Origin of the sequence: Mycobacterium sp. SVM_VP21 (assembly GCA_024758765.1) — a bacterium.
In the GTDB taxonomy this organism is placed as follows: domain Bacteria; phylum Actinomycetota; class Actinomycetes; order Mycobacteriales; family Mycobacteriaceae; genus Mycobacterium; species Mycobacterium heraklionense_C.
Genome location: CP101406.1, coordinates 3548208 through 3573161 on the forward strand (window position 1 = coordinate 3548208; position 24954 = coordinate 3573161).

21 protein-coding genes and 1 pseudogene are annotated in these 24954 nt (G+C 67.8%); 11 read left to right on the top strand and 11 right to left on the bottom strand.

Annotation, left to right across the window (positions count from 1 at the left end; translation table 11 throughout):
- Nucleotides 1-29: 29 nt before the first annotated feature.
- Nucleotides 30-1658, bottom strand: coding sequence for a sensor domain-containing protein (locus tag NM962_16640; protein UVO11568.1), 1629 nt, complete (start codon nucleotides 1656-1658; stop codon nucleotides 30-32).
- A gap of 115 nt (nucleotides 1659-1773) precedes the next feature.
- Here NM962_16640 and NM962_16645 point away from each other — a divergent pair, with 115 nt between their 5' ends.
- Nucleotides 1774-4185, top strand: coding sequence for a hypothetical protein (locus tag NM962_16645; GenBank protein UVO11569.1), 2412 nt, complete (start codon nucleotides 1774-1776; stop codon nucleotides 4183-4185).
- Here NM962_16645 and NM962_16650 read toward each other — a convergent pair.
- Nucleotides 4182-6566, bottom strand: coding sequence for a CoA transferase (locus tag NM962_16650; GenBank protein UVO14784.1), 2385 nt, complete (start codon nucleotides 6564-6566; stop codon nucleotides 4182-4184). The genes NM962_16645 and NM962_16650 overlap by 4 nt on opposite strands.
- 39 nt (nucleotides 6567-6605) lie before the next feature.
- Here NM962_16650 and NM962_16655 point away from each other — a divergent pair, with 39 nt between their 5' ends.
- The 3 genes from NM962_16655 to NM962_16665 are packed head-to-tail and all read left to right on the top strand — an operon-like array spanning nucleotide 6606 to nucleotide 10260.
- Complete coding sequence (locus NM962_16655; GenBank protein UVO11570.1) at nucleotides 6606-9011, top strand: phosphoketolase family protein; 2406 nt, start codon at nucleotides 6606-6608, stop codon at nucleotides 9009-9011.
- Between the two features lie 5 nt (nucleotides 9012-9016).
- Complete coding sequence (locus NM962_16660) at nucleotides 9017-9439, top strand: MmpS family protein (GenBank protein UVO11571.1); 423 nt, start codon at nucleotides 9017-9019, stop codon at nucleotides 9437-9439.
- A gap of 53 nt (nucleotides 9440-9492) precedes the next feature.
- Nucleotides 9493-10260, top strand: coding sequence for a CPBP family intramembrane metalloprotease (locus tag NM962_16665; protein ID UVO11572.1), 768 nt, complete (start codon nucleotides 9493-9495; stop codon nucleotides 10258-10260).
- An 11-nt stretch (nucleotides 10261-10271) separates the two neighbouring features.
- Here NM962_16665 and NM962_16670 read toward each other — a convergent pair whose 3' ends face one another.
- The 6 genes from NM962_16670 to modA all read right to left on the bottom strand — a co-directional run bounded on the left by NM962_16670 (nucleotide 10272) and on the right by modA (nucleotide 15268).
- Entirely contained in the window at nucleotides 10272-11279 is a 1008-nt protein-coding gene (locus NM962_16670; protein UVO11573.1) for a zinc-binding alcohol dehydrogenase family protein, read from the bottom strand.
- A gap of 56 nt (nucleotides 11280-11335) precedes the next feature.
- Nucleotides 11336-11638: a GlsB/YeaQ/YmgE family stress response membrane protein gene (locus tag NM962_16675; GenBank protein ID UVO14785.1), complete on the bottom strand. Its 303-nt coding sequence runs from the start codon at nucleotides 11636-11638 to the stop codon at nucleotides 11336-11338.
- A 72-nt stretch (nucleotides 11639-11710) separates the two neighbouring features.
- Entirely contained in the window at nucleotides 11711-12526 is an 816-nt protein-coding gene (locus NM962_16680; protein UVO14786.1) for an alanine and proline-rich secreted protein Apa, read from the bottom strand.
- A 76-nt stretch (nucleotides 12527-12602) separates the two neighbouring features.
- On the bottom strand, nucleotides 12603-13718 hold the full coding sequence (locus tag NM962_16685) for an ATP-binding cassette domain-containing protein (GenBank protein ID UVO11574.1): 1116 nt from the start codon (nucleotides 13716-13718) through the stop codon (nucleotides 12603-12605).
- The gene (locus NM962_16690; protein ID UVO11575.1) at nucleotides 13715-14506 is read right to left on the bottom strand and encodes an ABC transporter permease; all 792 of its coding nucleotides are present in this window, start codon (nucleotides 14504-14506) and stop codon (nucleotides 13715-13717) included. Before NM962_16690 ends, NM962_16685 begins: the two co-directional genes overlap by 4 nt.
- Nucleotides 14507-14512: 6 nt before the next feature.
- A complete protein-coding gene (gene modA, locus NM962_16695) occupies nucleotides 14513-15268 on the bottom strand; it encodes a molybdate ABC transporter substrate-binding protein (protein UVO11576.1) in 756 nt (251 codons plus the stop codon).
- 123 nt (nucleotides 15269-15391) lie between these two features.
- Between modA and NM962_16700 the strand changes: the two genes are divergently transcribed.
- Entirely contained in the window at nucleotides 15392-16063 is a 672-nt protein-coding gene (locus NM962_16700; GenBank protein ID UVO11577.1) for an SDR family oxidoreductase, read from the top strand.
- A gap of 108 nt (nucleotides 16064-16171) precedes the next feature.
- Nucleotides 16172-17557 carry an NAD(P)/FAD-dependent oxidoreductase gene (locus tag NM962_16705; GenBank protein UVO11578.1) on the top strand — a complete coding sequence of 462 codons (1386 nt, stop codon included), beginning with the start codon at nucleotides 16172-16174 and terminating at the stop codon, nucleotides 17555-17557.
- A 14-nt stretch (nucleotides 17558-17571) separates the two neighbouring features.
- Here the strand turns inward: NM962_16705 and NM962_16710 are convergent, their stop codons facing one another.
- A complete protein-coding gene (locus tag NM962_16710) occupies nucleotides 17572-17985 on the bottom strand; it encodes a PaaI family thioesterase (protein ID UVO11579.1) in 414 nt (137 codons plus the stop codon).
- Nucleotides 17986-18135: 150 nt separating this feature from the next.
- On the opposite strand from NM962_16710, the gene NM962_16715 reads away from it, so the two are divergent.
- The 5 genes and pseudogenes from NM962_16715 to NM962_16735 all read left to right on the top strand — a co-directional run bounded on the left by NM962_16715 (nucleotide 18136) and on the right by NM962_16735 (nucleotide 21883).
- Complete coding sequence (locus NM962_16715; GenBank protein UVO11580.1) at nucleotides 18136-18552, top strand: BlaI/MecI/CopY family transcriptional regulator; 417 nt, start codon at nucleotides 18136-18138, stop codon at nucleotides 18550-18552.
- Between the two features lie 14 nt (nucleotides 18553-18566).
- Nucleotides 18567-19505, top strand: coding sequence for a M56 family metallopeptidase (locus NM962_16720; GenBank protein ID UVO11581.1), 939 nt, complete (start codon nucleotides 18567-18569; stop codon nucleotides 19503-19505).
- A gap of 55 nt (nucleotides 19506-19560) precedes the next feature.
- The gene (gene gndA, locus NM962_16725) at nucleotides 19561-21009 is read left to right on the top strand and encodes an NADP-dependent phosphogluconate dehydrogenase (GenBank protein ID UVO11582.1); all 1449 of its coding nucleotides are present in this window, start codon (nucleotides 19561-19563) and stop codon (nucleotides 21007-21009) included.
- 220 nt (nucleotides 21010-21229) lie between these two features.
- Nucleotides 21230-21558: pseudogene (locus NM962_16730) on the top strand (type II toxin-antitoxin system RelE/ParE family toxin).
- 1 nt (nucleotide 21559) lies between these two features.
- A complete protein-coding gene (locus tag NM962_16735) occupies nucleotides 21560-21883 on the top strand; it encodes a helix-turn-helix domain-containing protein (protein ID UVO11583.1) in 324 nt (107 codons plus the stop codon).
- A gap of 436 nt (nucleotides 21884-22319) precedes the next feature.
- On the opposite strand, the gene NM962_16740 is transcribed toward NM962_16735, so the two are convergent.
- Together NM962_16740 and NM962_16745 are read right to left on the bottom strand one after the other, a co-directional pair.
- Nucleotides 22320-22820: a MarR family transcriptional regulator gene (locus tag NM962_16740; protein UVO11584.1), complete on the bottom strand. Its 501-nt coding sequence runs from the start codon at nucleotides 22818-22820 to the stop codon at nucleotides 22320-22322.
- Between the two features lie 22 nt (nucleotides 22821-22842).
- Nucleotides 22843-24645, bottom strand: coding sequence for a fatty acyl-AMP ligase (locus NM962_16745; protein ID UVO11585.1), 1803 nt, complete (start codon nucleotides 24643-24645; stop codon nucleotides 22843-22845).
- Nucleotides 24646-24954: the final 309 nt, after the last annotated feature.

Sequence of the window (24954 nt, forward strand, 5' to 3'; positions counted from 1 at the left end):
CGATCAACCGTTCGGTTCCCGGGGCCGCGCTAGAAAGGAGGGATATCTGTCACGGCAGCTGCCAACCTTCCGGCGATCTTGTTGGCTTCATCGTCGACATGGTCTCCGCAGGCCTTGATATCGAGGACCATGTTGGAGACCAGCCGCAACACACGTTGGCACGCGTAACCATTGTCGCTGGCGAGGGTGAATGACTGGGCAATCTTCGGGGCGTCCCCGGCTACATCGCCGACCTTCCAGGTGTACGTTTCTGTTCCGCGGTAGGTCACGCTCACGGTCTGTCCGGCGCAGGCCTTCCACGGGATTGCCGAGGCCCGGACGAACGCCAGTGCGCGGTCGCTGTTTTCCGGGAATACCGCCACATCTTGGTCGACGAACATATTGCCGTCGATGCCGGCGCGGGCCATACCACCGCGATCCTCGGATACCCGCCACGTCACCTGGCCTCCGCCACTGTCCCGATAGGTTCGGTCCAGTCCTGGATAAAGCACACTCGCGCACTCCGGGGGTGACACCTCAATCATGCCGCTGGTGTGCTTAGCCCGGTGGATACCGCTTTCGGCGGTCGCCATTCCGTCGGCGCCCATGATGGCGTCGAGGACGTTGTCATCGAGTAATGCAATGCTGGGCCCTTGCGGTTCCGCCTGGCTGCGCAGCACCGCGACCACGATCGTGGCCACCACCGCGACGCCGGCACCGCAGGCAAAGAGCCACCTGCTGCGGCCGTGTCGTCTCCCCCGTGATTCGGCTGCGTCGGAGGCTCTAGCGGCAATGACAACCGGTCGAGCTCGCCCGGCCGGTGGCTCGACGACGGAGAGCATGCCCGACGGCGATGTCTCCACGACCTGCGCACTCGACGGCGAATGCTCCATCGCAGGGGCGATACTCGGCGATCGGTCCACCGTGGAGCCCGCATCCGGTGGCAAGCCGACCGGTTGGGGGCGGGTGAAGGGCACGGTGGCCAGACCGACGGATGTCGAGAGGTTGGCATCGCAGGCACTCAGCAAGTTGTCGACATCGCTGCGCGTACGCCAGGTGACATCCGGCCGGTCGCGCAACAAATAGAGCAACCGAACGATGTCGCGATGCGCGGCCAGATCGGCGCAGTCCTCGTCCAGTTTGTTTCTCAGTTCCGAGACCAGGCCAGCCTGTTCGTAATGACTGAGCTCCGGGCTGGCGAGAACGGTGGCCAGCCTCATCAAATAGGCGAACGGCACCTCCGGTTCCTCGGGAAGCGTCGCTGGTAGTGGACCGCACTGCGCTGTTCGCTTCTGAAGCGCTTCGATCAGCCGGATCTCGGTATCCGAAGTAGGGTTTCGGTAGTCGACGATCTGCGTTGCGGCAAGCGGGGTAACCCGAACACTGTCTACCGGACCGATCTGAACGGGAAGGATCGGCCGGTACAGGGCTTGGGCGTATCGCAGTTCGGCAAGACAAGGTTTGGACGCCAGCGAGGTGTTCGACAGGGCGACGATGAATACGTCGCACCCGCGGATCTTTTCGAGGATGGCTTGCCACCACGCCTCGCCGCCGCCCAGCTCATCATCGAGCCACACTTCTTGACGAGTGCGCCGCAAGACCGCCAGCAAGCCGTCGATCGCCGACCTGTCCTGGCTGGCGTGACTCACGAAAAGCACCGTTGCCTCCGCAAAAATCAACTAGAGATTAACGTTACCCAGTAAACTCCGCCGTACAATACTAAGAGTCAGATTGGTGATTTTCATTCCGAATAAGTGCACGTACGCTCTGGCAGCGGGGTGGATGCGCTCGCTGGTGTCCCCGCGCCGTCTCACCCGACTGGGGCTGGCCTTCCTGGCCGTTCTGATCGCGTGGCTGTGCGTGCTTGCGCGGTGGCCTGACACCGGCGACGGGTTGCCAGGGTGGCTGAGCTGGTACGGCCGCCCCGGGTCATGGCCCACGATCGCCATCATCGTCCTGGTGCTGATCACGCTGTGCGCGCTGAGCTTACGGGCCCACGGTGACGCCTGGTCCGGAAATATGCCCGCCGCGGTGGTGGCCGGTCTCGCCACCACCAGCGCTGTGCTCGGCCTCAGTTCCTTCTGGGACTGCCACGATGACGCCCAACCGCCGATCTTTCAACCGCTGATCTGGACGGCGGCGCTACTCAAGGGCGGTATGACAGACCCGACGCTCGGCGGACAGGTGTGCCCAAGCACTACCCCGACGGCCCTGATCGTGGCGAAGCTTGCGGCGCTCGGGGCGATCTTCACCGGCCTCTCCGGCGTCGCACTCGCGCTTTTCCGGTCGCAGGTGGACCGGCTGCAGGCCAATCACGCCTCGTCGGTCACCGCGGTGATCGGTGTCGACGACGACTCCCGCACGATGATCGGCGGAATAGCACGGACGCTGAACCGCCGCGACACTCTCGTCGTCGTCGTCGACGCCGCCGACGAACGCGGCACACAGGGCGCCCGCGCCCACCGCGCCCGCGTGGTGTCGGTAGACCTCAATACGCCCTCGGCGCTGGAAGCCCTTCCGCTGTGGCGGCGCCTTGAGCGGTTGTACTTGCTCTCGGCTGACCCATCCAACAACCGTCTCTGGCTGGATACGATCACCGCCGCGCTGATGCGCGCCGGCGGACCCAAACGACGGCTGCCCCTGGTAGTGCGGGTCGACGACCCGTGGCAAGCCGAAGCCTGGCGAGCCCAGCAGTTCGGTGGGGCCGATGCACGCTGGGCCGTGGGCACCATCGGCAGATACGAGACAACCGCGCGCTGGCTCCTCGACAACGTCATCGCCGCCAAAACCATTCGTCGGGTATTCATTTGTGGCACTTCGCAGTTGACGCTAGCACTCTGCGCCGACCTGACCCGACGCAAATTGGAGCGCGACTATTACAGCGGCCCCGCCGAGACATCGTTGCCGGCGTTCACACTGGTGAGCGAGGACGCCGACGAATGCCGAAGCGACCACGAATTCCACCGTCAACAGATCGGACTCATTGCCACCGGGCCGACCATCGAGGTGATTCCGAACGCACCGACGGTACCGACCTTGGAGCAACTCATTCACGCCGGCGATGCCGCGACCAGCGCCACAATATTCGTCGATGACTGGATCCGTGGCCCCCGAGGCGCCGCCACGACCGGAAGCCGACTGGCGGCGCGCTTTCCCACCATGCCGGTGTACAGCTGGGATCCCGACAGCCGGGTCAGCACCAACCCGCTGCCGATCGTGGGCCGGTTGCACACCTACCGTCTGATGCTGGAGTTGCCGGACGGGCAAGCACCCGACGCCTGGGAACGGGCCGCCAGCCTCATTCATGAGCGCTACCTGGCCACCCTCGGGCCACAGCGCCAGCCGCTTCCCTCGCGGTTGCCGTGGAACGAACTCGATGAGTTCTACCGCGGGTCCAACCGGCGGCAGGTCCGCAACGCCTTGTGGATGGTCGAACAGATCGCCGGTCACACCTGGAACACCTGGGGCAACGCCCCGGCCCCACTGGCCGAGCGTGACATGGCGGGCTTGCCACCACTCGAACAGCTCGACCGGATGGGTTTCGACCATGAGTCGGCGATGGCGATGGCCCGCGCCGAACACGCGGACTGGTGCCGCTACTACCGCCACAATGACTGGAAATTCGGTCCGAAGCGAGACGACAAGCGCCGGGTCCACGACAAACTTCTCGATTGGTCGGCTATCGAAGCCGACCCGCGCCTGCTCGACGAGGTCCTGCTGGGCGTAGCGAACACACTGTGGAGTCTCCGCCAGCTCGGCTATCGGTCCCGCCCGGTGTGGCGGCCTTACACCCGGGTGGGGACCGTCATCGCCGAACGGCGGGAGTCACGCTGGACCTGGGCTTCCCCGTCGGGAGCCACGATGCAGGCCGACGCCGGCGACTGGCTGGTCCAGGAAGACGGCGCGAGCTGGTCGGTGCGGGACGAAATTTTCCAGTCCAGCTACCAGCACATCAGCGGACATCGATGGCAACGGCGGGGAACCGTTCTCGCTCGGACGGCGGAACCTGGTGAAACGATCAATACTCTTGAGGGCCCTACCGTGGCGGCCGACGGTGATTGGGTGGTCAAGGGCGGCCAGGGCGACCAGTGGCCAGTTCCAGGAGACGTATTCGCCCGCCACTACAGCGAGGTCGCGCCCAGCGAGGTGAGCGACCCGGCCCTTGCTGCAGGCCGGGATCGCGGAAGTGCCGCGCGCACAGACTAATCCGTGGCGAACAGCACACCCTCGGCGATCAGCTTCTCGGTCTCGCCGTCGTCGAGTCCGAGCAGACAGCGGCAGATCTCCCGAGTGTCCTGACCGGGCAGCGGTGCGGGCCGCTGCGGTGCCACCGGGATGTTGCGGAAGGGGGCGGGTCCGGTTTCTGCTGGCAGCGGGTGCTCGATCAGTGGGTGGGTCATGGGCGCGAACACCGCGCGATGGGCCAGCTGGGGGTCGTCGGCGACATCGGGTGGGCGGTTCATCGACGCGGCGGCCACGCCGCGTCCCTGCAGCAGTTCGGCTACCCCAGCCGGGGTGTAGTCCATGGTGTGGCGACCTAACGCCGCGGCCAGCTCCGCACGGTGAGCGGTGCGTTCGGGTCCGGTGCCAAAGCGTGGCTCGTCGGCCAATACTTCATCGCCGAAAGCCGCAGCGACAGCACGCATATCGGTGTCATCCCGGATCGAGATCACACACCATTCGTCATCGCCGGCGCACGGACAGACCAGATCCACCGCGGTGTCCGGCTGGACCGGCGAGCCCGCCGCGCGGGCCACGTAGCTGGTGTCAAGTTGGTTGACGGCGGTCTCGGCCTGCGACACGTGGACGTGACTGCCGGCGGCAGTGCGCCGGCGCCCGATCAGCGCCGCCAGCGCCCCGATCGCGGCGACCCGCGCAACCACATGGTCGGGGAAGACGGTGGTCGCGTCGTAGAACGGATGGCGCTCTGGGTCGCTGGACCCCTCAGGGGCCGTCCACAGCGCGGTGACCCCGGTGGTGGCGCGGACCAGCGGGCCGTACCCCATTCGGTCACTCCACGGGCCGGATTCTCCGAAGGCGCTGCTCTCGGCGAGGACGATCCGCGGATTGATCTCGCGCAGGACATCATAGGAAAAGCCCAGGGCGGCAAGTGTTCCCGGCTTGAAGTTGGCGAACACCGCGTCCGCCGCGCCGACCAGACGAGTGAAGATCTCCTTACCGGCCGGGCTGCGCAGCTCCAGGCCGAGTCCGGAGTTGTTGCGGTGCGTCCAAGCGAACGACTCGCTCATCGCCGACCCGGGGCGGGCCTGCCTCAGCCCGTCGGGGTAGGCCGCGCTCTCCACTTTGATGATCTCGGCGCCCAGGTCGCCGAAGAGCCGGCTGGCTTCCCCGCCGGCAACGATCACCCCCAGGTCCACGATCCGTAGATCCTCGAACGGCCGGGCGCCGACCGCACCGCGCACCGTCGGCTCCGTCAACGGTTCGGCCAGCCATCCGGCTGCTGCCTCGCCGACGCTCGGGGCCGGGGTCCGAAAACCCGCTCGCTGGTCGTCGACCACGTAGTAGCCGGTCGGGATCACCGCGGACAGCCCCGGGGCCAGCTCGGTCTGGGTGACCGCTTGCGCGACCACGAAGTGCTCCTCGGCCAGTACCTGCGCCGGATCGCCGACCGCGGCGATGGGGACACCGCGAGATTGCCCGGCAGTGACCAGATCCGCCATGTCCTGGCCGGCGAACAGTTCACGGATCAGGGCACTGATCTGCGGCCAGACAGCGAACCGCTCGCCGATCACGCCGAACTTGGGATCGGCGTACTGAGCCGGCTCCCCCAGCCAGCTCCACAGTGCGCGCCACTGCCTCGGGGACATGACGCAAAGCCGGACGTAGCCGTCGCGGCAGGCGTAGATCGGGTAGGCGTCCTGGTTGCGGGGTCTCCCACGCCACCGGCTCGATGCGCGTTGGGCCGCGGCGACCTGGCCGTGCGCGCCGAATATCGGGTCCAGCACGGTGACCACCGCGTCGAACCGGGAAAAGTCGATGTAATCTCCGATTCCGCAGCGCAACCGGTTGAAATAGGCGACCAGCACTGCCCAGGCGGCCTGCACCGCCGCGGTCGCCGAGGCGATCCCCTCCGGCGGCAGTACCGGGCTCCCGGTGGTGGGGCCCGACCGGGACAGGGCGCCGGAGAGTGCGTAGAGCACCGCGTCGGTGGCCTGCCACTGCGCGCGCGGACCGCTCGTCCCGAAATCGGTGACCGACATCGTCACCAGGTGAGCGAATCGATCGGCCAGTTCAGCGCAGGAAGTCCCGAATTCCGCGGCGCATCCCGGCAGGCCGCTGTCCACCACGATATCGGCGGTACCAGCCAAGTCGTCGAAGCGGCGGCGATCCCGCTCCTCGGCGGCGTCCAAGGTGATGCTGCGCTTGTTCGCGTTGTGCAGCGCAAACGCGATGCTCAGACCGCCCAGCAGCGGAGCCGCGGCCCGCGCCGGACTTCCCCCCGGGGGCTCCACCTTGAGCACGTCGGCGCCCAGGTCGGCGAGCAACCGGGTGACCGCGTCGGCGTCGCCGCCAGCCAGATCGAGCACACGAACCGATTTCAGCAGCACGCAGTCAGGGTAGTGAATCGGTTGCCGCGTTCGGAGTTGGACGCGACAATGGAAAAGGTGAGAGCAGCCAACGCGACTCCACCTAAGCCCACACTCTCCGACGATGAACTGGCCCGCCTTGATGCCTACTGGCGGGCCGCCAACTATCTCTCCGTAGGCCAGATCTATCTGCTGGACAATCCCCTGCTGGCCGAACCGCTGCGAGCCGAGCACGTCAAGCCCCGACTGCTCGGGCACTGGGGCACCACCCCAGGGCTCAATCTGCTCTATCTGCATCTCAATCGGATCATCCGCGACCGCGACGCCGACGTCATCTTCGTCACCGGACCCGGCCACGGCGGTCCGGCGCTGGTCGCCAATGCCTATCTCGAGGGCACCTACAGCGAGGTGTACACGGGCATCGGCGAGAACGTCGACGGGCTGCGGAAGTTGTTCCGGCAGTTCTCTTTTCCCGGCGGTATCCCCAGCCATGTGGCAGCCGAGACGCCGGGCTCCATCCATGAGGGCGGCGAGCTCGGCTACGCGCTGGTGCATGCCTTCGGTGCGGCCTTCGACAACCCCGAGCTGGTGGTCGCCTGCGTGATCGGCGACGGCGAGGCCGAGACCGGACCACTGGCGGCCAGCTGGCACTCGAACAAGTTTCTCAACCCCGCCGTGGACGGCGCGGTGCTGCCGATTCTGCATCTCAACGGCTACAAGATCGCCAATCCCACTGTGCTGGCTCGTATTCCGCAGCAGGAATTGGAGTCGTTGCTACGCGGTTACGGGTACCGGCCGATCACCGTCGCCGGCGACGACCCCGCCGTCGTACACCAGCTGCTCGCCGCCGCACTCGATGACGCGTTCGACGACATCGCGGCGATCCAGCACGCCGCACGCACCAAGGGCTCGTCGATGCGGCCGGTATGGCCGATGATCGTGCTGCGCACCCCGAAGGGCTGGACCGGGCCGAAGGTGGTCGACGGACAACAGGTGGAAGGGACCTGGCGGGCACATCAGGTGCCGCTCGCGCAGACCCGTACCGACCCCGGGCACCGCCGCCAACTGGAGCAATGGCTGCGCAGCTACCGCCCAGCGGAGCTGTTCGACTCCTCCGGACGCCTACTGCCCGAGCTGGCGGCGCTGGCGCCGCGCGGGGACCGCCGGATGAGCGCCAACCCGCATGCCAACGGAGGGCAGCTGCTCCGCGATCTGGACCTGCCGGACTTTCGCGACTACGCGGTACCGGTGGCCCGGCCCGCTACCGAGGTGCACGAGGCCACTCGGGTGCTCGGCACGTTCCTGAGCGACGTCATCAACCGCAACCGCGACCGGTTCCGGTTGATGGGTCCCGACGAGACCGCCTCCAACCGGCTCTCGGCGGTGTTCGACACCACCGACCGGGTCTGGTTGTCGGAGACCCTCCCCGGTGACGATCACCTGGCCCCGGACGGGCGAGTCCTGGAAGTGCTTTCCGAGCACCTGTGCCAAGGCTGGCTGGAGGGCTATCTGCTGACCGGTCGGCACGGACTGTTCAACTGCTACGAAGCGTTCGTGCACATCGTCGACTCGATGTTCAACCAGCACGCCAAATGGCTGGCCGTCAGCCGCGAACTCCCGTGGCGCCAACCGATCGCCTCACTGAACTATCTGTTGACCTCCCACGTCTGGCGCCAGGACCACAACGGGGCGTCACACCAGGATCCCGGCTTCATCGATCTGGTGGCCAACAAACGGCCCGAGGTAGTGCGGGTCTACCTGCCGCCGGACGCCAACACGCTGCTGTCGGTGGCCGATCACTGCCTGCGCAGCCGCGATTACGTCAACGTGATCGTCGCCGGCAAGCAGCCGGCGCTGGCCTACCTCGATATGCCGGCGGCGGTGGCGCACTGCACCCGGGGTCTGGGTATCTGGGAGTGGGCCGGTACCACCACCGGGGAGCCGGACGTGGTGCTCGCCTGCGCCGGGGATGTTCCTACGCTGGAAACACTGGCCGCCGCCGACATCCTGCGCGCCGAACTGCCCGACCTCGCCGTGCGTGTGGTGAATGTCGTGGACATCATGCGTCTCCAACCGACGACCGAGCATCCGCACGGGTTGCCGGACACCGAATTCGATGCGTTGTTCACCCGCGACAAGCCGGTGATCTTCGCCTACCACGGCTACCCCTGGTTGATCCACCGACTGACCTACTCGCGGGCGAACCATGACCAGATGCACGTGCGCGGCTACCGCGAACGCGGCACCACAACAACACCGTTCGACATGGTGATGCTCAACGATCTGGACCGTTTCCACTTGGTGATGGACGTGATCGACCGGGTGCCGGGATTGGGCGGTCGGCACGCGGTACTGCGCCAGCAGATGGTCGATGCGCGGATGGCCGCGCGGCTCTACACCCGCGAGCACGGAGAGGACGATCCCGGGATCACCAACTGGACCTGGCGATCGGGCGCAGAGCCGAACAGCGGCGAGATAAGGTGACGGCCATGACTGCTCACCGCGCACCGGTCCGGATGCCCCGCAAGGCGATGTCGTTGCTGCTCGGCGCCCTCGTCGCGTCGGCCACCATTGCTGGTGCCGGGTCGGCCGGCGCGACGCCGGACCACACCAAGGTGCCGGTTCGCTACGACCTCACCGGTACCGGGGTCGCCAGCTACATCACTTATCAAGGCCAGAACGGCCAGGCGCACGCCACCAACGCCCCGCTGCCGTGGTCCATTCAGCTGACCGGTTCGATGACGAACGCAGCCAGTCCGTCCTCGTACTCGCTGAGCGCGCAGAGCGCCGGTCCCGGGGCCTTGACCTGCACGGTCACCGTCAACGGCAAGGTGGTCAGCGAGAACACCGCCACCGGCAACCCGGCGCGCGTGCTGTGTGAGACCCACGGCCCCAAGTTCGGCGAGCAGTAGGCGCCCAACGAGGCACGGCCCCCAAGCCGGGACCGCGGGTAGAATTCGGTCCAATGTCTGGCCACGAATTCGCGATGCCCTGGGGGCGGCACCCATTGGTGTCGCAACTCTCGGCGTTGAATCACTTTCGCGCCTTCGTCGACGTCGCCGTGGTCGTGGTGGTGCTGGCGCTCGCCAATCTGATCGCCCACTTCACCACCCCGTGGGCTGCGGTCGCCACCGTCCCGGCCACCGCGATCGGCTTGATCGCCCTGGTCCGCTATAACGGCCTGACCTGGAGCGAGCTCGGCCTGGGCCGCGCGCATTGGAAAGCCGGTTTCGGCTACGCACTGGCCGCGGTAGTGGTCGTGGTGTCGGTGATCGCGATCGGCGTGATGCTGCCCGTGACCCGGCCGATGTTCTTGAACAACCACTACGCCACGGTCTCCGGTGCGCTGGTGGCATCGATGGTCGTCATCCCGCTGCAGACCGTGATCCCCGAGGAGTTGGCGTTCCGCGGCGCGCTGCACGGCGCACTGCACCGAGCGTGGGGGTTTCGCGGGGTGGCCGCGGCCGGCTCCTTGCTGTTCGGCCTGTGGCACGTCGCGACATCGCTTGGTCTGACCAGCAGCAACGTCGGTTTCACCCGTGTTCTCGGGGGCGGATTCTTCGGCATGCTGGCCGGCGTGACACTCGCGGTGCTGGCCACCGGGGCCGCGGGCTTCGTGTTCAGCTGGCTGCGGCGACGCAGCGGCAGCCTGATCGCGCCTATCGCGCTGCACTGGTCACTCAACGGGGTCGGCGCGCTGGCGGCTGCGCTCGTGTGGCAGGTGACTGGCTGAAGCCGCGCGGTTCAGACCAGCAGCACCGCCGCACCTGCGATCCGGCCCGCGCCTAAGTCCATGAGCGCCTGGTCGGCGTCACCCAGGGCGTATACCGGCGTCGTCACGTCGATGTGGTGCGCTGCCGCGAAGTCGAGGAAGGTGTGGGCATCCGCGCGGGTGTTGGACGTGACCGACCGGATCTGACGCTCACGGAACAGGTGGCGCTGGTAATTCAGCGGTGGGATGTCGCTGAGATGGATGCCGGCTATGGCCAGGGTTCCGCCTGCATCCAGCGCCTGGCAAGCGGGCAGCACCAGCTCGCCGACCGGGGCGAACAGGATCGCGGAGTCCAGCGGCACCGGTGGCGGATCGGCGGCACCCTGGGCCGAGGCAACGCCCAGTTCCAGGGCCAGTTCGCGCGCTTGTTCACCGCGGGTCATCACATGTACCTCGGCGCCGCTGGCAAGGGCGACCTGCGCGGTGATGTGCGCGCTGCCGCCGAATCCGTAGATCCCCAGCCGCCCTCCCGGGGGCAGGTCCGCGCGCTGCAGGGACCGGTAGCCGATGATGCCCGCGCACAACAACGGCGCCAACTCGGTGTCGCTGTAGCCGTCGGGCAGGCGCAGTGCGAAAGCTGCGGGCACAGTGGCGAATTCGGCATAGCCGCCGTCGTCATCCCAGCCGGTGTAGCGCGACTGCGGGCAGAGGTTCTCGTCGCCCCTGCGGCAATAGCGGCAGGTGCCGCAGGTGTGTCGTAACCAGGCGATACCCACCCGGTCCCCCACCGCGAACTCGTCACCGGCGTCGGCGCCGACCTCGACGACTTCGCCGACCACCTCATGGCCGGGAATCACACCGGGCCGGTGCACCGGAAGATCGCCTTCGGCAACATGCAGGTCGGTACGGCACACGCCGCAGGCCTGCACAGCAAGCAGCAGTTCCGACGGCTGCGGTCGCGGCACCGCGGTATGGACGCGTTCCAGTGGTCGGGTGGCTATCGGGCCGGGACGTTGAACTCGCCAAGCACTCATACTCATGCCAACACCCGGGTCCGCGCCCATGCCAACATTCTGCGCGCGTTAGAGCAAGCCGGTCAGCCTTTGCGCACCAGGCGCAGCAGCCACAACAGCAGGACCGATCCCAGGGTTGCGGTGAACAGGGTGAACCACCAACCGCCGGACGCGGTGTCGAATTTGAAACTCAGCAGGAACCCGCCGAGCAGTGCGCCACATACCCCGGTGACCATGTTGACCAGGATCCCGGAGGCACCGCCGTTGACGATCTTTCCGGCGAGCCATCCAGCGATGGCACCGATGATGACGTAACCGATCCACCCCACGCTGGTCAGCGTCGTCGAACGCTCCGCGAGAAACTCCGTTGCCGCCAGCACATGCACATCCGCAGTCATGTCGCCAGGCTAGCGGCTCCGCCGCCGCTTCGGAGCCAACCGGAGGAGGTCAGCCGGGGATCAAGCCGCCGGAGCAGGTGCGGGAGCCGGCGCAGGTGCCGGAACAGGTGCCGGAGCCGGAGCAGGGGCCGGGATTCCCGGAACGCCCGGCGCCGGGGCAGGCGCTGCTTCGGCGGGGGGCGCGCCCAGCGGCCGGATGGACTCGGCCAACGCGATGGCCGCGTTGGTGTCGACCGGGTTGTTGGCGGTGCCCAGCCACACCACGAACCACCGTTCGGTCTGCGGGCCGGTACCACTGGCCGGCGGTACACCGATCACGCCACTCCAGATCTGGCCGACCGGCTTGGCCGGGTCGGTGAACTTGACCTCGTAGTACGACGCGCTACCGGTCAGCCCGCCCCCGTTGAGCGGAGCGTTCACCTGGTTGGCGCGGGTGCCGGGGTAGGGCATGAAGAACTCGCCCATGTCCGATCCGAGGCGGGTGGCGGCCTTGGCGTCGTCGGCCTCAGCGCTGGCGTAGAGCCGCTGGTCGAGCTTGCCGAGCACGATCCTGGTGTCGTTGGCCACCGGCGCCGGCTGACCCGGCAGCATCGGCTCACCGGTCTTCTTGCTCAGCAGCGACGAACCGTACTCCAGGTGACTGGTGTCGGACTGCACCCAGCCGCCCGGCAGCACGAAGCTGAAGCCGCCGGCGACGTCGTCGACACGGCCCACCTCGGGTGGCGCGGGCTCGGCGGCCGGAGCCGGGGCGTTCGGGTCGGCCGGCGGGGCATCCGCGCTGGCCGGCGGCGCGGGAGGAGGCGGCGGCACCGGGTCCGCATACACCGGCGCCGCAAGGGCGAATGCCAACGCACCGGCGACCGCGGTCGCGGCCATCGCTCGAATTCCCCTGGATGTCAGGTCCACCTGCTTCATGGCAGAAAAACCTACCGCGTTGCCATCGGTACGCAAGTTACGCCGTGCCGGGGTGTGTCGCACGCAGCGTCACTTCCTGGGCTTTGACCCCGAACCAGACCGTCTCCCCCGGCGCCAGACGCAGTTCCGCCGCCGCGTCGGCGGTGATGTCCGCGGCCAGTCCCGGCGCTCCGTCGGGCTGGTCCGCACCGCGCACCTGGACCGTGCCGCCGCGGACATCGAGCTCAGCCACGATCACCTCAAGCAGATTGCGGGGACTGCCATGGCGCGGCGGCTCCCGGTAGACCGCCACCGCCCGCGGTGTGCTGACCGCGACCGCCGACCGGCCCGGTTCCGCGCCGTCGTCGGTGCTGCCGTGCCACTGTTCTCCCCACCCGGTACGCAATACGCCAGCGGAGTCGAGCACCCCCGCGACCAGATTGACTCCGGCGATCTGCGCCCCGAAGCGACTCCGCGGCGCGGCCAATACATCTGCGGCGCAGCCGATCTCGGCGATCCGCCCGGATTCGAGGACCAACACCCGATCCGCCAATGCAAATACGTCGAGCAGGTCGTGGGTGACCAGCACGGTGGTTCGCCCCGCCGCACCAAGCGCGTCGCGCAGCACCGTGCGCACCGCAGACGCCGCACCCACGTCGAGCCCGGCCAACGGCTCGTCGAGCAACAGCACCTCCGGTTCGGCGGCCAGGGCACGGGCGATCGCGACCCGCTGCGCCTGCCCGCCGGAGAGTTGGCGCGGCCGACGCTCGGCCAGCCCTTCCGCGTCGACCGCGCGCAGCCACGGCGCCGCGAGGGTTCGGGTGCGCGCCCGGCGCAGGTCGAAGCGACGCCGGTGATGCGATCCGAATGCGACGTTGGCCGCCACGCTCAAGTGCGGAAACAACAGCGGATCCTGCAGCAGCAGGCCCACCCGGCGCTCGCACGTGGCCACCTGCACTCCGGCCCGGGTGTCGGTCAGCACCCGATCACCCGCGCGGACCAGGCCCTCGTCGGGCTGCAGCAGCCCCGCGATCACGTGCAACAAGGTCGACTTCCCGGCGCCGTTGGGCCCCAGGACCGCCAGCACTTCACCCGGTTCGACGTTCAGCTGCACGTCGAGGCCACGCTCGGCGACAAGCGCCTGCAACGTGAGCCCGCCGGCTTGGGCGCTCACCCGATGCTGCCCAGTCGTCGGACACCCACGACGAGCACCACCACTGCGGCAACAGCCACCAGCAACAGCGACATCGCGGCCGCGGCGTCAGCATCCGACACGCGCTGCAGATAGATAGCCAACGGCAACGTCCGGGTGACGCCTTCCAGGGAGCCGGCAAAAGTCAGTGTCGCCCCGAACTCGCCGAGGGACCGCGCGAATGCCAGGACCGCCCCGGAGATCAGACCCGGCACCAACAGCGGCAGCGTGACCCGCCACCACACCGCGTTCGGCCGGGCACCCAGGGTGGCCGCCACCCTCTCGTAGTCGGCACCGGCGGTCCGCGCCGCGCCTTCCAGGGCGATCACCAGAAACGGCAACGACACGAAGGTCTGCGCCAGCACCACCGCGGTCGTGGTGAACGCGATATGGATGCCGGCGGCCTCCAAATAGCGGCCCAGCAATCCGAGCCGGCCGAACGCATACAGCAGCGCAATTCCGCCCACCACCGGCGGCAGCACCAGCGGCAACAACACCAACGGCCGGAGCAGGCGCACCACCCGCGCCTGGCTTCGCGCCAGGACCAGCGCCATCGGCACTCCCAGCACCACACACAGCACCGTGCTGGCCGCGGCGGTGCGCAGGCTCAGTTGCAGCGCGGTGGTGGCTGCGGGACTGCTGATCAGCGACCAGAAATGTGGCCAGTCGACTTTGGTCGCGATCCCCACCAGCGGCAGCACCACGAACGCCGCGCCGATCGCGGCGGGTACATAGACCCAGCCCGGCAGGTCATCAGGCCGGCCGCCCACGGCCGGTCAGGGCTTACCGAAACCGGCTGCGTGCAGCACCTTGCGCCCCGCTTCGCCGGTGACCAGATCGACGAACGCGCGGGCCGGCCCGCGCGAAGGCGCTTCCTGCAGCAGCGCGATCGGGTAGGTGTTGACCGCGCCGGAAGCCTCGGGGAACTCGATGGTGGCCACCTTGTCTCCGGCGTGCTGGGCATCGGTGCGGTACACCACACCGGCGTCGGCCTGGCCGGTGGTGACCTTGTTGAGGACGTCGGTGACGTCGGGCTCCTCGCTGACCGGTGTCACCGCAACCCCGGTGGCGTCTTCGACCTTGTGGGTCGCCGCGCCGCACGGGACCGGCGCCTGACACACCACCACCGCGAGCCCGGGTGCGGCCAGATCGGCGAAGGACCGTACCCCGTGTGGATTGCCGGGTGCCGTCACGATCACCAGCGTGTTGGTGGCAAACGGCACTGCCGCGGCTTCCAACAGGCCGGCCTGCGCGACCTTGTCCATCTGGGCGGTGTTGGCCGAGGCGAAGACGTCGGCGCGCGCCCCCTGTGTCAGCTGGGTGGCCAGGTCCGAGGATCCGGCGAAGTTGAAGGCCACCGCGACGCCGGGATTGTCGGTCTTGAACTGCTCGGCGATCTCGGTGAACGCTGGCTGCAGCGACGCCGCCGCGAACACCGTGATCCTCGGGGACGCCGGCTCAGAGCTACAGCCGGCCACTCCCGTCGCCAGCATGACCGCCACAGCCCCGTAGACCGCCTGGGTACGCCCCATGGTCTGGCAGCCTAGCGCGCACGCCGGACTGTGGCCGGATCGTGTCTGTGCCGAGTTCCGCCCCATCCCCGCAAACCGGCTACCGTCCAGTAACATAGCTCGGAACACGAGGAGGATCTACCGATGGATGTGCTGGTCACCGGTGGTGACACCGAATTGGGTCGCACCATTGCCGAGGGTTTCAGCGAGGCTGGCCACAAGGTGACGCTCGCCGGTTTGCGGGGCCCCGAGCTCGAGGTCGCCGCCAAAGAACTCGACGCCAATGCGGTCGTCTGCGACAACACCGACCCGGCAAGCATGCTGGCTGCCCGCGGGTTGTTTCCGCACCACCTCGACACCATCGTCAACGTCCCGGCACCGCGCTGGCAGGGCGGCGACCCCCGCGGCTATTCGCTGGCCGACCAGGCCAACGCCTGGCGCAACGCGCTCGACGCCACGGTGCTCTCGGCCGTGCTGACCGTCGGGACCATCGGCGACCACCTGCGCTCGGGCGGCTCGATCATCTCGGTGCTGCCGGAGAACCCCCGCGACGGCAGTGCCGACGCAGCAGTCAAAGCCGCATTGTCGAATTGGACCGCCGGCCAGGCCACTACGTTCGGCACCCGAGGGATCACCGTCAACGTGGTGGCCGCCGGCGAAGGCGCTCGCCCGGGCTACGACGGACTGACCCGTGTGCCGCCCACCGGAGCCGCTGAAATCGCCCGCCTCGCAGTGTTTTTGACCTCGCCGGCTGCCCGGCACATCACCGGCCAGACGCTGCACGTCGGCCACGGAGCGCTGGCCTGCTTCGGCTGACTGTGACGGAAGTGGCTAATCCCACAACCACTGGATGCAGTGACCGCCTTTTAGGTCGACTAGCGTATTGGGGGAACGCAGTCACCGTCGAGGAGCAACCGGATTCCCATGAGCGCCCAGCCTGAAGTCACTGCGCAGCAGAGCCGACGCCACCAGGTCGTCATCATCGGCTCGGGATTCGGTGGGTTGACCGCGGCAAAGAAGCTCAAGCGCGCCGACGTCGACGTCAAGTTGATCGCCCGCACCACCCACCACCTGTTCCAGCCGCTGCTGTACCAGGTGGCGACGGGCATCCTGTCCGAGGGCGAGATCGCGCCGTCCACCCGCGTCGTGCTGCGCAACCAGCGCAACGCGCAGGTGCTGCTCGGCGACGTCACCCGCATCGACCTGGCCGGCAAATTCGTCACCTCCGAGGTACTCGGGCACACCTACGACACCCCGTACGACAGCCTGATCATCGCGGCCGGCGCCGGGCAGTCCTACTTCGGCAACGACCAGTTCGCCGAGTTCGCACCCGGCATGAAGACCATCGACGACGCGCTGGAACTTCGGGGTCGCATCCTGAGCGCCTTCGAGCAGGCCGAGCGGTCCCGAGACGAAGCCCGGCGGGAGAAGCTGCTGACCTTCACCGTGGTCGGCGCAGGCCCCACCGGTGTCGAAATGGCCGGGCAGATCGCCGAATTGGCCAACTACACACTCAAGGGCGCGTTCCGCAACATCGACTCGACCAGGGCACGGGTGATCCTGCTCGACGCCGCCCCGGCCGTGCTGCCGCCGATGGGCGAGAAGCTGGGCGCCAAAGCAGCTGAGCGGCTGCAGAAGATGGGCGTGGAGATCCAGCTCGGTGCCATGGTCACCGACGTCGACCGCAACGGCCTGACCGTCAAGGACGCCGACGGCAAGATCCGGCGGATCGAATCCCAGTGCAAGGTGTGGTCTGCCGGTGTGTCGGCTAGCCCGCTGGGCCGCGATCTCGCCGAGCAGTCTGACGTGGAACTCGACCGCGCCGGGCGGGTCAAGGTCTTGCCCGACCTGTCCGTGCCGGGCCACCCGAACGTCTTCGTGGTCGGCGACATGGCCGCCGTCGACGGTGTCCCCGGTATGGCGCAGGGCGCCATCCAGGGCGCCAAGCACGCGGCGAGCACCATCAAGGCCGAGCTCGGCGGCGCCGACCCGGCCGACCGGGAACCCTTCCAGTACCTGGACAAGGGCTCGATGGCCACCGTGTCCCGGTTCTCCGCGGTCACCAAGATCGGGCCGCTGGAGTTCAGCGGCTTCCTCGCCTGGCTGGCCTGGCTGGGGCTGCACCTGATCTACCTGGTCGGGTTCAAGAACAAGATCAGCACTCTGCTGTCGTGGAACGTGACCTTCTTGAGCACCCGGCGCGGCCAGCTCACCATCACCGAGCAGCAGGCCTTCGCCAGGACCCGGCTTGAGCAGCTCGAAGTGCTGGCGGCCGAGGCGCAGCGCGGCGCGGAGCGCGCGGTCAGCTAGCGGCCTAGCGAAAGCTAACCCGACAGGTTCTGCAACCGGACCTGGCCGCGGGCGAGCACGCGCTTGTCGGCATCGGTGATCGTCACCAACCACAGCTGCTGGCGCCGGCCGCGATGGATCGGGGTGGACGCGGCGTGGACGGTCCCCGAGGAGACCGCTCGCAGGAAGTCGGTGTTGTTGTTGACCCCGACGACGGTGCCGACCGGATCGCCACCGTCGCGGTTGAGCCAGGTATGTGCCGAGACGCTGGCCACGCTTTCGATGATCGAGCAGTACACCCCGCCGTGCACGATGCCCGCCGGCTGGCAGAGCTTGGGCTGCAGCTCCAATTGCGCGTGTGCACCGTCTGGGCCAATGTCGGTGTAGACCAGGCCGATCTCGGAGTCGAAGGGCGCGGAGAAGTCGGACGGAAATCCGGTGGCAGCCATGTTGATGGTTTTACACGATGCCCGCTTGGGCCCTCCTGGGCGATCCGTTCCCCTCACACCTGGGTCGCAGCAGACCCTCAGCTTCTGATACGACGCCCGGTAGTAATTAAGGGTAGGCTTGCTCCGTTGCCCGGGGAGTTGATAACAAACATGGCGAAGCAGACCCATTTAGGGGACTTGGAACGAGCGGTGATGGACCACCTGTGGTCATCGCCGGAGTCTCAGACAGTGCGCGAGGTCCACGAGGCGCTATCCGCGCAGCGCGACCTGGCCTACACCACCGTGATGACGGTGCTGCAGCGGCTGGCCAAGAAGAACCTGGTGTCGCAGATTCGCGATGACCGTGCACACCGCTACACACCGGTCCGGGGCCGCGACGAATTGGTTGCCGGGCTGATGGTGGAGGCACTCGATCAGGCCGCTGACTCCGGAGACCGCCGGGCGGCGCTGGTGCATTTCGTCGAACGCGTCGGCGTCGACGAGGCTGACGCGTTGCGCCGTGCGCTCGACGAGTTGGAGGCCAAACATCGCATCCGCCTCCCAGGTAGCGGCCGACCTGGGTCCTGAGGGAGACTTACGGCGTGTGCGCGCTGGCCTTTTCCATCGTCGCGCTGTTGCTCGTGGGGCCGGTACCCGCCCTGCTGGCGCGCGCTGACTGGCCGCTCCGCGCTCCGCGGGCCGCGTTGGTGCTCTGGCAGGCCATCGCCCTTGCCGCGGTGCTGTCCGCGTTCAGCGCCGGTCTGGCCACCGCGAGCCGCCTGCTGATGCCCGGCCCGGACGGCCAGCCCACCTCGACGATCCTCGGTTCCCTGGATCGCTTGGGTTGGCCCCTGTGGACCTTCTACGTCGCGGTCTTCGTGCTGACCCTGATGGTCGGGATGCGCCTCACGTGGACGGTGTTGCGGGTCGCGATCCGCACCCGGCAACGCCGGGCCCACCACCGCATGCTCGTCGACCTGGTCAGTGTCACCGACCGACCGCCCGCCCTGCGCACCAGTGGACTGCGCATTCTGCAGGTGATGCAACCACTCGCGTACTGCCTGCCCGGGGTGCGGAGCCGGGTGGTGGTCAGTTCCGGCACGCTGGACGCGCTGGGTGACACCGAGCTGGCCGCGCTGCTCTGCCATGAGCGGGCCCATCTGCGGGCACGGCACGACTTGGTACTCGAGGCGTTCTCGGCCGTGCACACCGCGTTCCCCTGGTTCGTGCGAAGCGCCAGCGCCCTGGACGCGGTGCGGCTGTTGATCGAACTGCTCGCCGACGACGCGGCCGTTCGGGTGGCCGGCGCTCCTCCCCTGGCCCGCGCCCTGGTGGCCTGTGCCTCAACCAGAGTCCCCGCCGGCGCGCTGGCGGCCGGCGGAACCAACACGGTGTTGCGCGTGCAGCGGTTGTCGGGGCAGGGGAACAGTCCAGCGCTGGCCGCTGCCGCCTATTCGGCCGCAGCCGGGGTGCTGACGGTGCCCACCGTGGCACTGGCGGTACCGTGGCTCACCGAGCTGCACCGACTGATCGCGGGGTAACCCGCGCCGCCCGGCGTGCCGGGCATCGAATCACCTACCACCGAGAGGCGAATACATGAGCGCGTCGGAAGTTGTTGGCACCGCCCAGATCGGCGTGACCGGACTGGCAGTCATGGGATCCAACATCGCGCGCAACTTCGCCCGCCATGGCTACACCGTGGCGCTGCACAACCGGTCGGTCGCCAAAACGGACGCGCTGCTCGACGCCTACGGTTCCGAAGGCAGCTTCGTGCGCAGCGAGTCGATTCCGGAATTCCTTGCCGCCCTAGAGAAGCCGCGCCGAGTGCTGATCATGGTCAAGGCCGGTGACCCGACCGACGCCGTCATCAACGAACTCGCCGACGCGATGGAGCCCGGCGACATCATCATCGACGGCGGCAACGCTCTCTACACCGACACCATCCGCCGGGAGAAGGCGATGGCCGCGCGCGGCCTGCACTTCGTCGGGGCCGGGATCTCTGGCGGCGAGGAAGGCGCACTGAACGGACCCTCGATCATGCCGGGCGGCCCCAAAAAGTCCTACGAGTCGCTGGGCCCGCTGCTGGAAGAGATCTCGGCCCACGTCGACGGAGTGCCGTGCTGCACCCACATCGGGCCGGACGGCGCAGGGCACTTCGTCAAGATGGTGCACAACGGCATCGAGTACTCCGACATGCAGCTCATCGGCGAGGCATACCAGCTGCTGCGCGACGGGTTGGGACTGGCCGCACCGCAGATCGCCGAGGTGTTCACCGAGTGGAATGCCGGGGAGCTGGACAGCTACCTGGTCGAGATCACCGCCGAGGTGCTGCGGCAGGTCGACGCCAAGACCGGCCAGCCGCTGGTCGACGTCATCGTCGACGAAGCCGAGCAGAAGGGCACCGGACGCTGGACCGTGAAGTCGGCTCTGGACCTGGGGGTTCCGGTCACCGGTATCGCCGAGGCGGTGTTCGCCCGGGCGCTGTCGGGATCGGTCCCGCAGCGTCGCGCTGCGGTGGGTCTGGCCGCCGGAAGCCTCGGCGAGCGCCCCTCGGACCCGGCCCGGTTCACCGAGGACGTTCGCCAGGCGCTGTACGCCTCCAAGATCGTCGCGTATGCGCAGGGCTTCAACCAGATTCAGGCCGGCAGCGCCGAGTACGGCTGGAACGTGACCCCGGGAGACCTGGCGACCATCTGGCGGGGCGGCTGCATCATTCGCGCGAAGTTCCTCAACCGCATCAAAGAGGCCTTCGACACCGACGCCGACCTGGTGAGCCTGCTCGCCGCGCCGTACTTCCGCAGCGCGGTCGAGGCTGCGATCGACTCCTGGCGGCGGGTGGTGGCCACGGCGGTGAGCCTGGGTATCCCGGCCCCCGGTTTCTCCTCGGCCCTGGCCTACTACGACGGCCTGCGGACCGAGCGGTTGCCGGCTGCGCTGACCCAGGCCCAGCGCGACTTCTTCGGTGCGCACAGCTACGGCCGGACGGACTCGGAGGGTAAGTACCACACGCTGTGGAGCGCCGACCGCAGCGAAGTGCCGGTTTAGCCGGCGGAGGACAGCTCGTTAAGCCCCCCGGGGCAGCCGCACCGGGATGGGCGCGGACATGCGCCCGCGTCGGCGAACGGGCGGGCCCTGCGGCTCCTGGTTCTCCGGGTACGCATAGAACTCATATTCCTGGTCCGGGGTCATATCAGCGGTCATCGATCTCTCCGGCAAACGTCTAGCGTTTACATAACGCTGAAGTTATACTTGCCTAGTATGGGAGATCGTCCTGGTCGAGGAGGTGGACGCGTGGTTCCTCTCCCTCCCGGCGACGACCGCTGAAGCGGTGCCATCGATTACCTGCAGGCCTACGGCCCCACGGCCGGGAGACCGCTGGTGGACCGAATCAAGGGGTCGAAGGATCACCACCACATGAAGCAGTTGCGACCGGCCGGGACCAGCATCCGGGTGCTGTTCATTTTCGACCCGCACCGGCAAGCGATCCTGCTCGTCGGCGGCGACAAGGCAGGCGAGTGGAAACAGTGGTACTCGGACAACATCCCCATCGCAGAACAACGCTACGAAAACTGGCTGAAATCAGGAGGTGAATGACATGGCTCGCAACTGGCGCGAGATCCGTGCTGAGGCGGTGTCGAGCGGACTTCTCGACCCGCAGCGCGTCGAGAACGTGCGTAAGGAAGCCGAGGAGGCAGTGCACGCTCATCGCCTCGCCGAGCTACGCAAGACGCTAGGCATGTTGAGGCAGGCTGACATCGCCAGCCGAATGGGCGTGTCCCAGGCCCGGGTATCCAAGCTCGAACGCGGCGACCTCTCGCATACCGAACTAGGCACACTGCAGTCCTACGTCGCTGCGCTCGGCGGGAGACTTACCGTGACTGCGTCTTTCGGCTCGGAGTCGATTGAACTGAGCACGTAGGCACAGTCGATCCCAGTTATCTGGCGGCGTTTCGTTTCGGCCGTTCAGCGGAGAGGAGACAGCACCATGAAAGCCCTGCCTCCGAGCACAGCGGCGGGGACACGCACCGGGAAGGACTCTCTCACCGGCGGTGGATACCCCGCCGGACCGAAGCCGACCGAAGGCGTACCGCCTGTACCTGCGGGCCTAAGGACGCCCCGTACCTTGTCGCCACAAGGCAAGCGCCCAACGGTGTGACGGCCGAGAGCGACCTCGGCACGGTCAACGATCCGAAGATTGCGGGTCGTATGCGGCCCTTTGTCGTCGATTTTGGCAATTGGGTGCCGTATTTGGCCCTCTAAGTCTCAAGGTTGGCGCAAGGGCCGAGTCCCAGGAAACACGCGGCGCCCGAGCTTCTCGGCGTATCCGCCCGCCGCAGCTTGGCCCAATCAACCCCTCAACGCCCCGTTCCCCCAGTCTGTTTCAGCGCCTCGCCGATCTGGCGGCAACTGGTGGCCATGGCTGTCATCTGGGGTCGGGTCAGTTGTCCCAGAAAGTGGGTGCGGACCTGATTGGCGTAGGTGATCATGGCTTGTTCCAACGACGTTCGCCCCACAGTGGTGATGGCGACCAGCACACAGCGGCGATCATCGGGGCTGACCGTGCGCAGCACCAGACCGCGGACCCCGAGTCGTTTGATTTGTCGGGTGAGTCGGGGCGCCGGCACCGACAGCGCCTCGGCCAGTACACCCATCTGGACCGTGCCGCCCGCGGCGTTGTCCAGGATCTCCAGCAAGTGCACGTCGACCAGCGACAGCTGGTGAGCATCGATCAGGTGGCGATTGAGCATCGTGGTCATCCGCAAGACCGTCGCCAAGTAGTTCTGCCAGGACTTCTGTTCACGATGATCCAGCCCGCCCACGCCGCGGTGGGGGTGGCCCGCACCAACGCCGGCCATCACCGGCCGCCTGATCCCCCACTCACGGCCGTACTCCCCGGCGGCGGGCCGGTGCGGCGGCGGCGGCGAGTGCGACGACGTTGGCGGCCGGTGGCCCGAACGCCGGCCCGGGTGCCTGCCAGTGCGCCACCGGGTCCAGGGTGCCGTCGAGGTACTGCCAGCGGCACGCCACCCGCCGGATCTGCCCGTCAGGACTGCTGGGCAGGACGCTGGCTGGCACCAGCAGGATCGAATCCGCGCGAACGCCATGCTGATCGACCAGTGCCGACTGAATCCGCGACACCAACAGGGCGAGCTCGTCCCCGTCGACGGTGCAGCTGATCTCCTGGACCACCACCAGAGCCTCGGCGTCGTCGGCGAACACCGCGCCTCGCCCACTCAGCAACACCGCATGGCAGTCCTGCACCGTGGCTTCGATCTCGTTGGGGTAGTGGTGGACACCGCCCAACACGACCAGATCCGGGCAACGGCCGATCACGCATAACTGCCCGCCATGAATGAAGCCGCGGTCCCCGGTCCGCAGGAACGGTCCCCCACCCCCGTCAGCCAGAAAGGCCTCGAAGATCCGATCCGTCTGCGCCGGCGCCCCCCAATAGCCTTGGGCCACACCGGGCCCGGCCACCCAGATCTCCCCCACCTCATCGGGGCCGCATTCCAGGCGGGTGTCGGGGTCGACGATCACCACCGGCTGACGCGCACGCCCACACCCCAACACCGCAACCGCCCCCACGTCGTCGGGGGATGCGGGAGCGACCCACCCCGCACCCAGCCCCGCCCGATCCACCGAACACACCAACGGCCCCGGACTCTCCGCACCACCGGACACCAGCAGGGTTGCTTCCGCCAGCCCGTACACCGGCGTCAACGCTTGCCGCACAAACCCTGCCGGCGTGAACGCCTCAGCAAAGGCCTGCACGGTGGCCGCGCGCGCCGGCTCGACCCCGACGAGCACCGCCCTCGACAGGCTGGAGAGATCCAGACCCGCACGCTGGGCCGCGGTACTGCGCTGCACGACGAGCCGATAGGCGAAATCCGGGGCCACCGTCGCCGTGGCCCGCCACCGCGACACCGCCTCCAACCAGCGCATCGGGTTCTGCATAAACGCCGACGGCGCCATCAACACCGTGCTGGCACCCAAGAAAATCCCCGTCAGCACCACACCGATCAAGCCCCACACCGAATGCGTCGGCAACCACGACACCACCACATCCCGGTCATCGCCTAACCCCGCCGCGCCAACAGCGTCCAGGTTGGCCATCACATTCTCGTGCGTGCACACCACGCCTTTCGGGGAGCACGTCGTTCCCGCCGGATACGCGATTACCGCGACACTGTCGGAGTCGACCACCGGCGCCGCCCACGCATCGGCATCACTCTCCTCGGGGCCACACCACACCAGCGGGGCCCCATGGGCTGAGCCGGCGATGGCGTCCACCGCCGAGCGCACCGCAGCCGGCATCTGTGGCGATGCCACCGCGAAACCCACCCCGGCATCGGCGATCACCGCCGCCAGGCGCGGGCTCAGCTGCTCGGCCACCGGCACCGCCACCGCCCCGGCATACCAACACCCGAAAACACCGGCAATGCCGTCCAATCCGGGCCGGCACACCACCAACACCCGCGAACCAGCACCAGCCCCCAACCGCTGCAACCCCGCCCCGATCGCCCGCGCCCGAGCATCCAATTCCCGAAACGTCACCGCGCAGCCATCACGACCATCACCGTGATAGGAGTAACTGAACGCGGTCTTCTCCCCACACCGCGCCGCCTGCTGACGCAACAACTCCACCAGGGTGTCCGCGGTCGGCACCACATGTCCCCCCATCCGAGCCTGCCTCAACCCCGCGGACACAGCGGGGACATCCGTTCCGGCAGCGGTGAGTCGCGGCGGGGCTCACACCACACGCAGGCCATCGGGAATCCTTCGCGAATCACGCCACAACGCATCGGGGACAAAACGCTGGAACAGATCCGGCGGCAACAACGTCTGTCGCGGCGAACATCGGACGGTGGCACCGACGGTGTGCAATCCAGGGGTGCCTGCCGCAACAGGAGATGACGTGCATCGACCTCACCGACACCCTCCTGGCACACCGGGCCGGCGGCCGCCGGGCCCCAAGACCCGACGACCGCC

Excerpts from the sequence above, each read along its gene's own strand:
- NM962_16660 (UVO11571.1), top strand. The coding sequence starts at position 9,017 with ATGACTGCTCACCGCGCACCGGTCCGGATGCCCCGCAAGGCGATGTCG.
- NM962_16665 (UVO11572.1), top strand. The coding sequence starts at position 9,493 with ATGTCTGGCCACGAATTCGCGATGCCCTGGGGGCGGCACCCATTGGTG.
- NM962_16670 (UVO11573.1), bottom strand. The coding sequence starts at position 11,279 with ATGAGTATGAGTGCTTGGCGAGTTCAACGTCCCGGCCCGATAGCCACC.
- NM962_16680 (UVO14786.1), bottom strand. The coding sequence starts at position 12,526 with ATGGCCGCGACCGCGGTCGCCGGTGCGTTGGCATTCGCCCTTGCGGCG.
- modA (UVO11576.1), bottom strand. The coding sequence starts at position 15,268 with ATGGGGCGTACCCAGGCGGTCTACGGGGCTGTGGCGGTCATGCTGGCG.
- NM962_16700 (UVO11577.1), top strand. The coding sequence starts at position 15,392 with ATGGATGTGCTGGTCACCGGTGGTGACACCGAATTGGGTCGCACCATT.
- NM962_16705 (UVO11578.1), top strand. The coding sequence starts at position 16,172 with ATGAGCGCCCAGCCTGAAGTCACTGCGCAGCAGAGCCGACGCCACCAG.
- NM962_16710 (UVO11579.1), bottom strand. The coding sequence starts at position 17,985 with ATGGCTGCCACCGGATTTCCGTCCGACTTCTCCGCGCCCTTCGACTCC.
- NM962_16715 (UVO11580.1), top strand. The coding sequence starts at position 18,136 with ATGGCGAAGCAGACCCATTTAGGGGACTTGGAACGAGCGGTGATGGAC.
- gndA (UVO11582.1), top strand. The coding sequence starts at position 19,561 with ATGAGCGCGTCGGAAGTTGTTGGCACCGCCCAGATCGGCGTGACCGGA.
- NM962_16735 (UVO11583.1), top strand. The coding sequence starts at position 21,560 with ATGGCTCGCAACTGGCGCGAGATCCGTGCTGAGGCGGTGTCGAGCGGA.
- NM962_16740 (UVO11584.1), bottom strand. The coding sequence starts at position 22,820 with ATGGCCGGCGTTGGTGCGGGCCACCCCCACCGCGGCGTGGGCGGGCTG.
- NM962_16745 (UVO11585.1), bottom strand. The coding sequence starts at position 24,645 with ATGGGGGGACATGTGGTGCCGACCGCGGACACCCTGGTGGAGTTGTTG.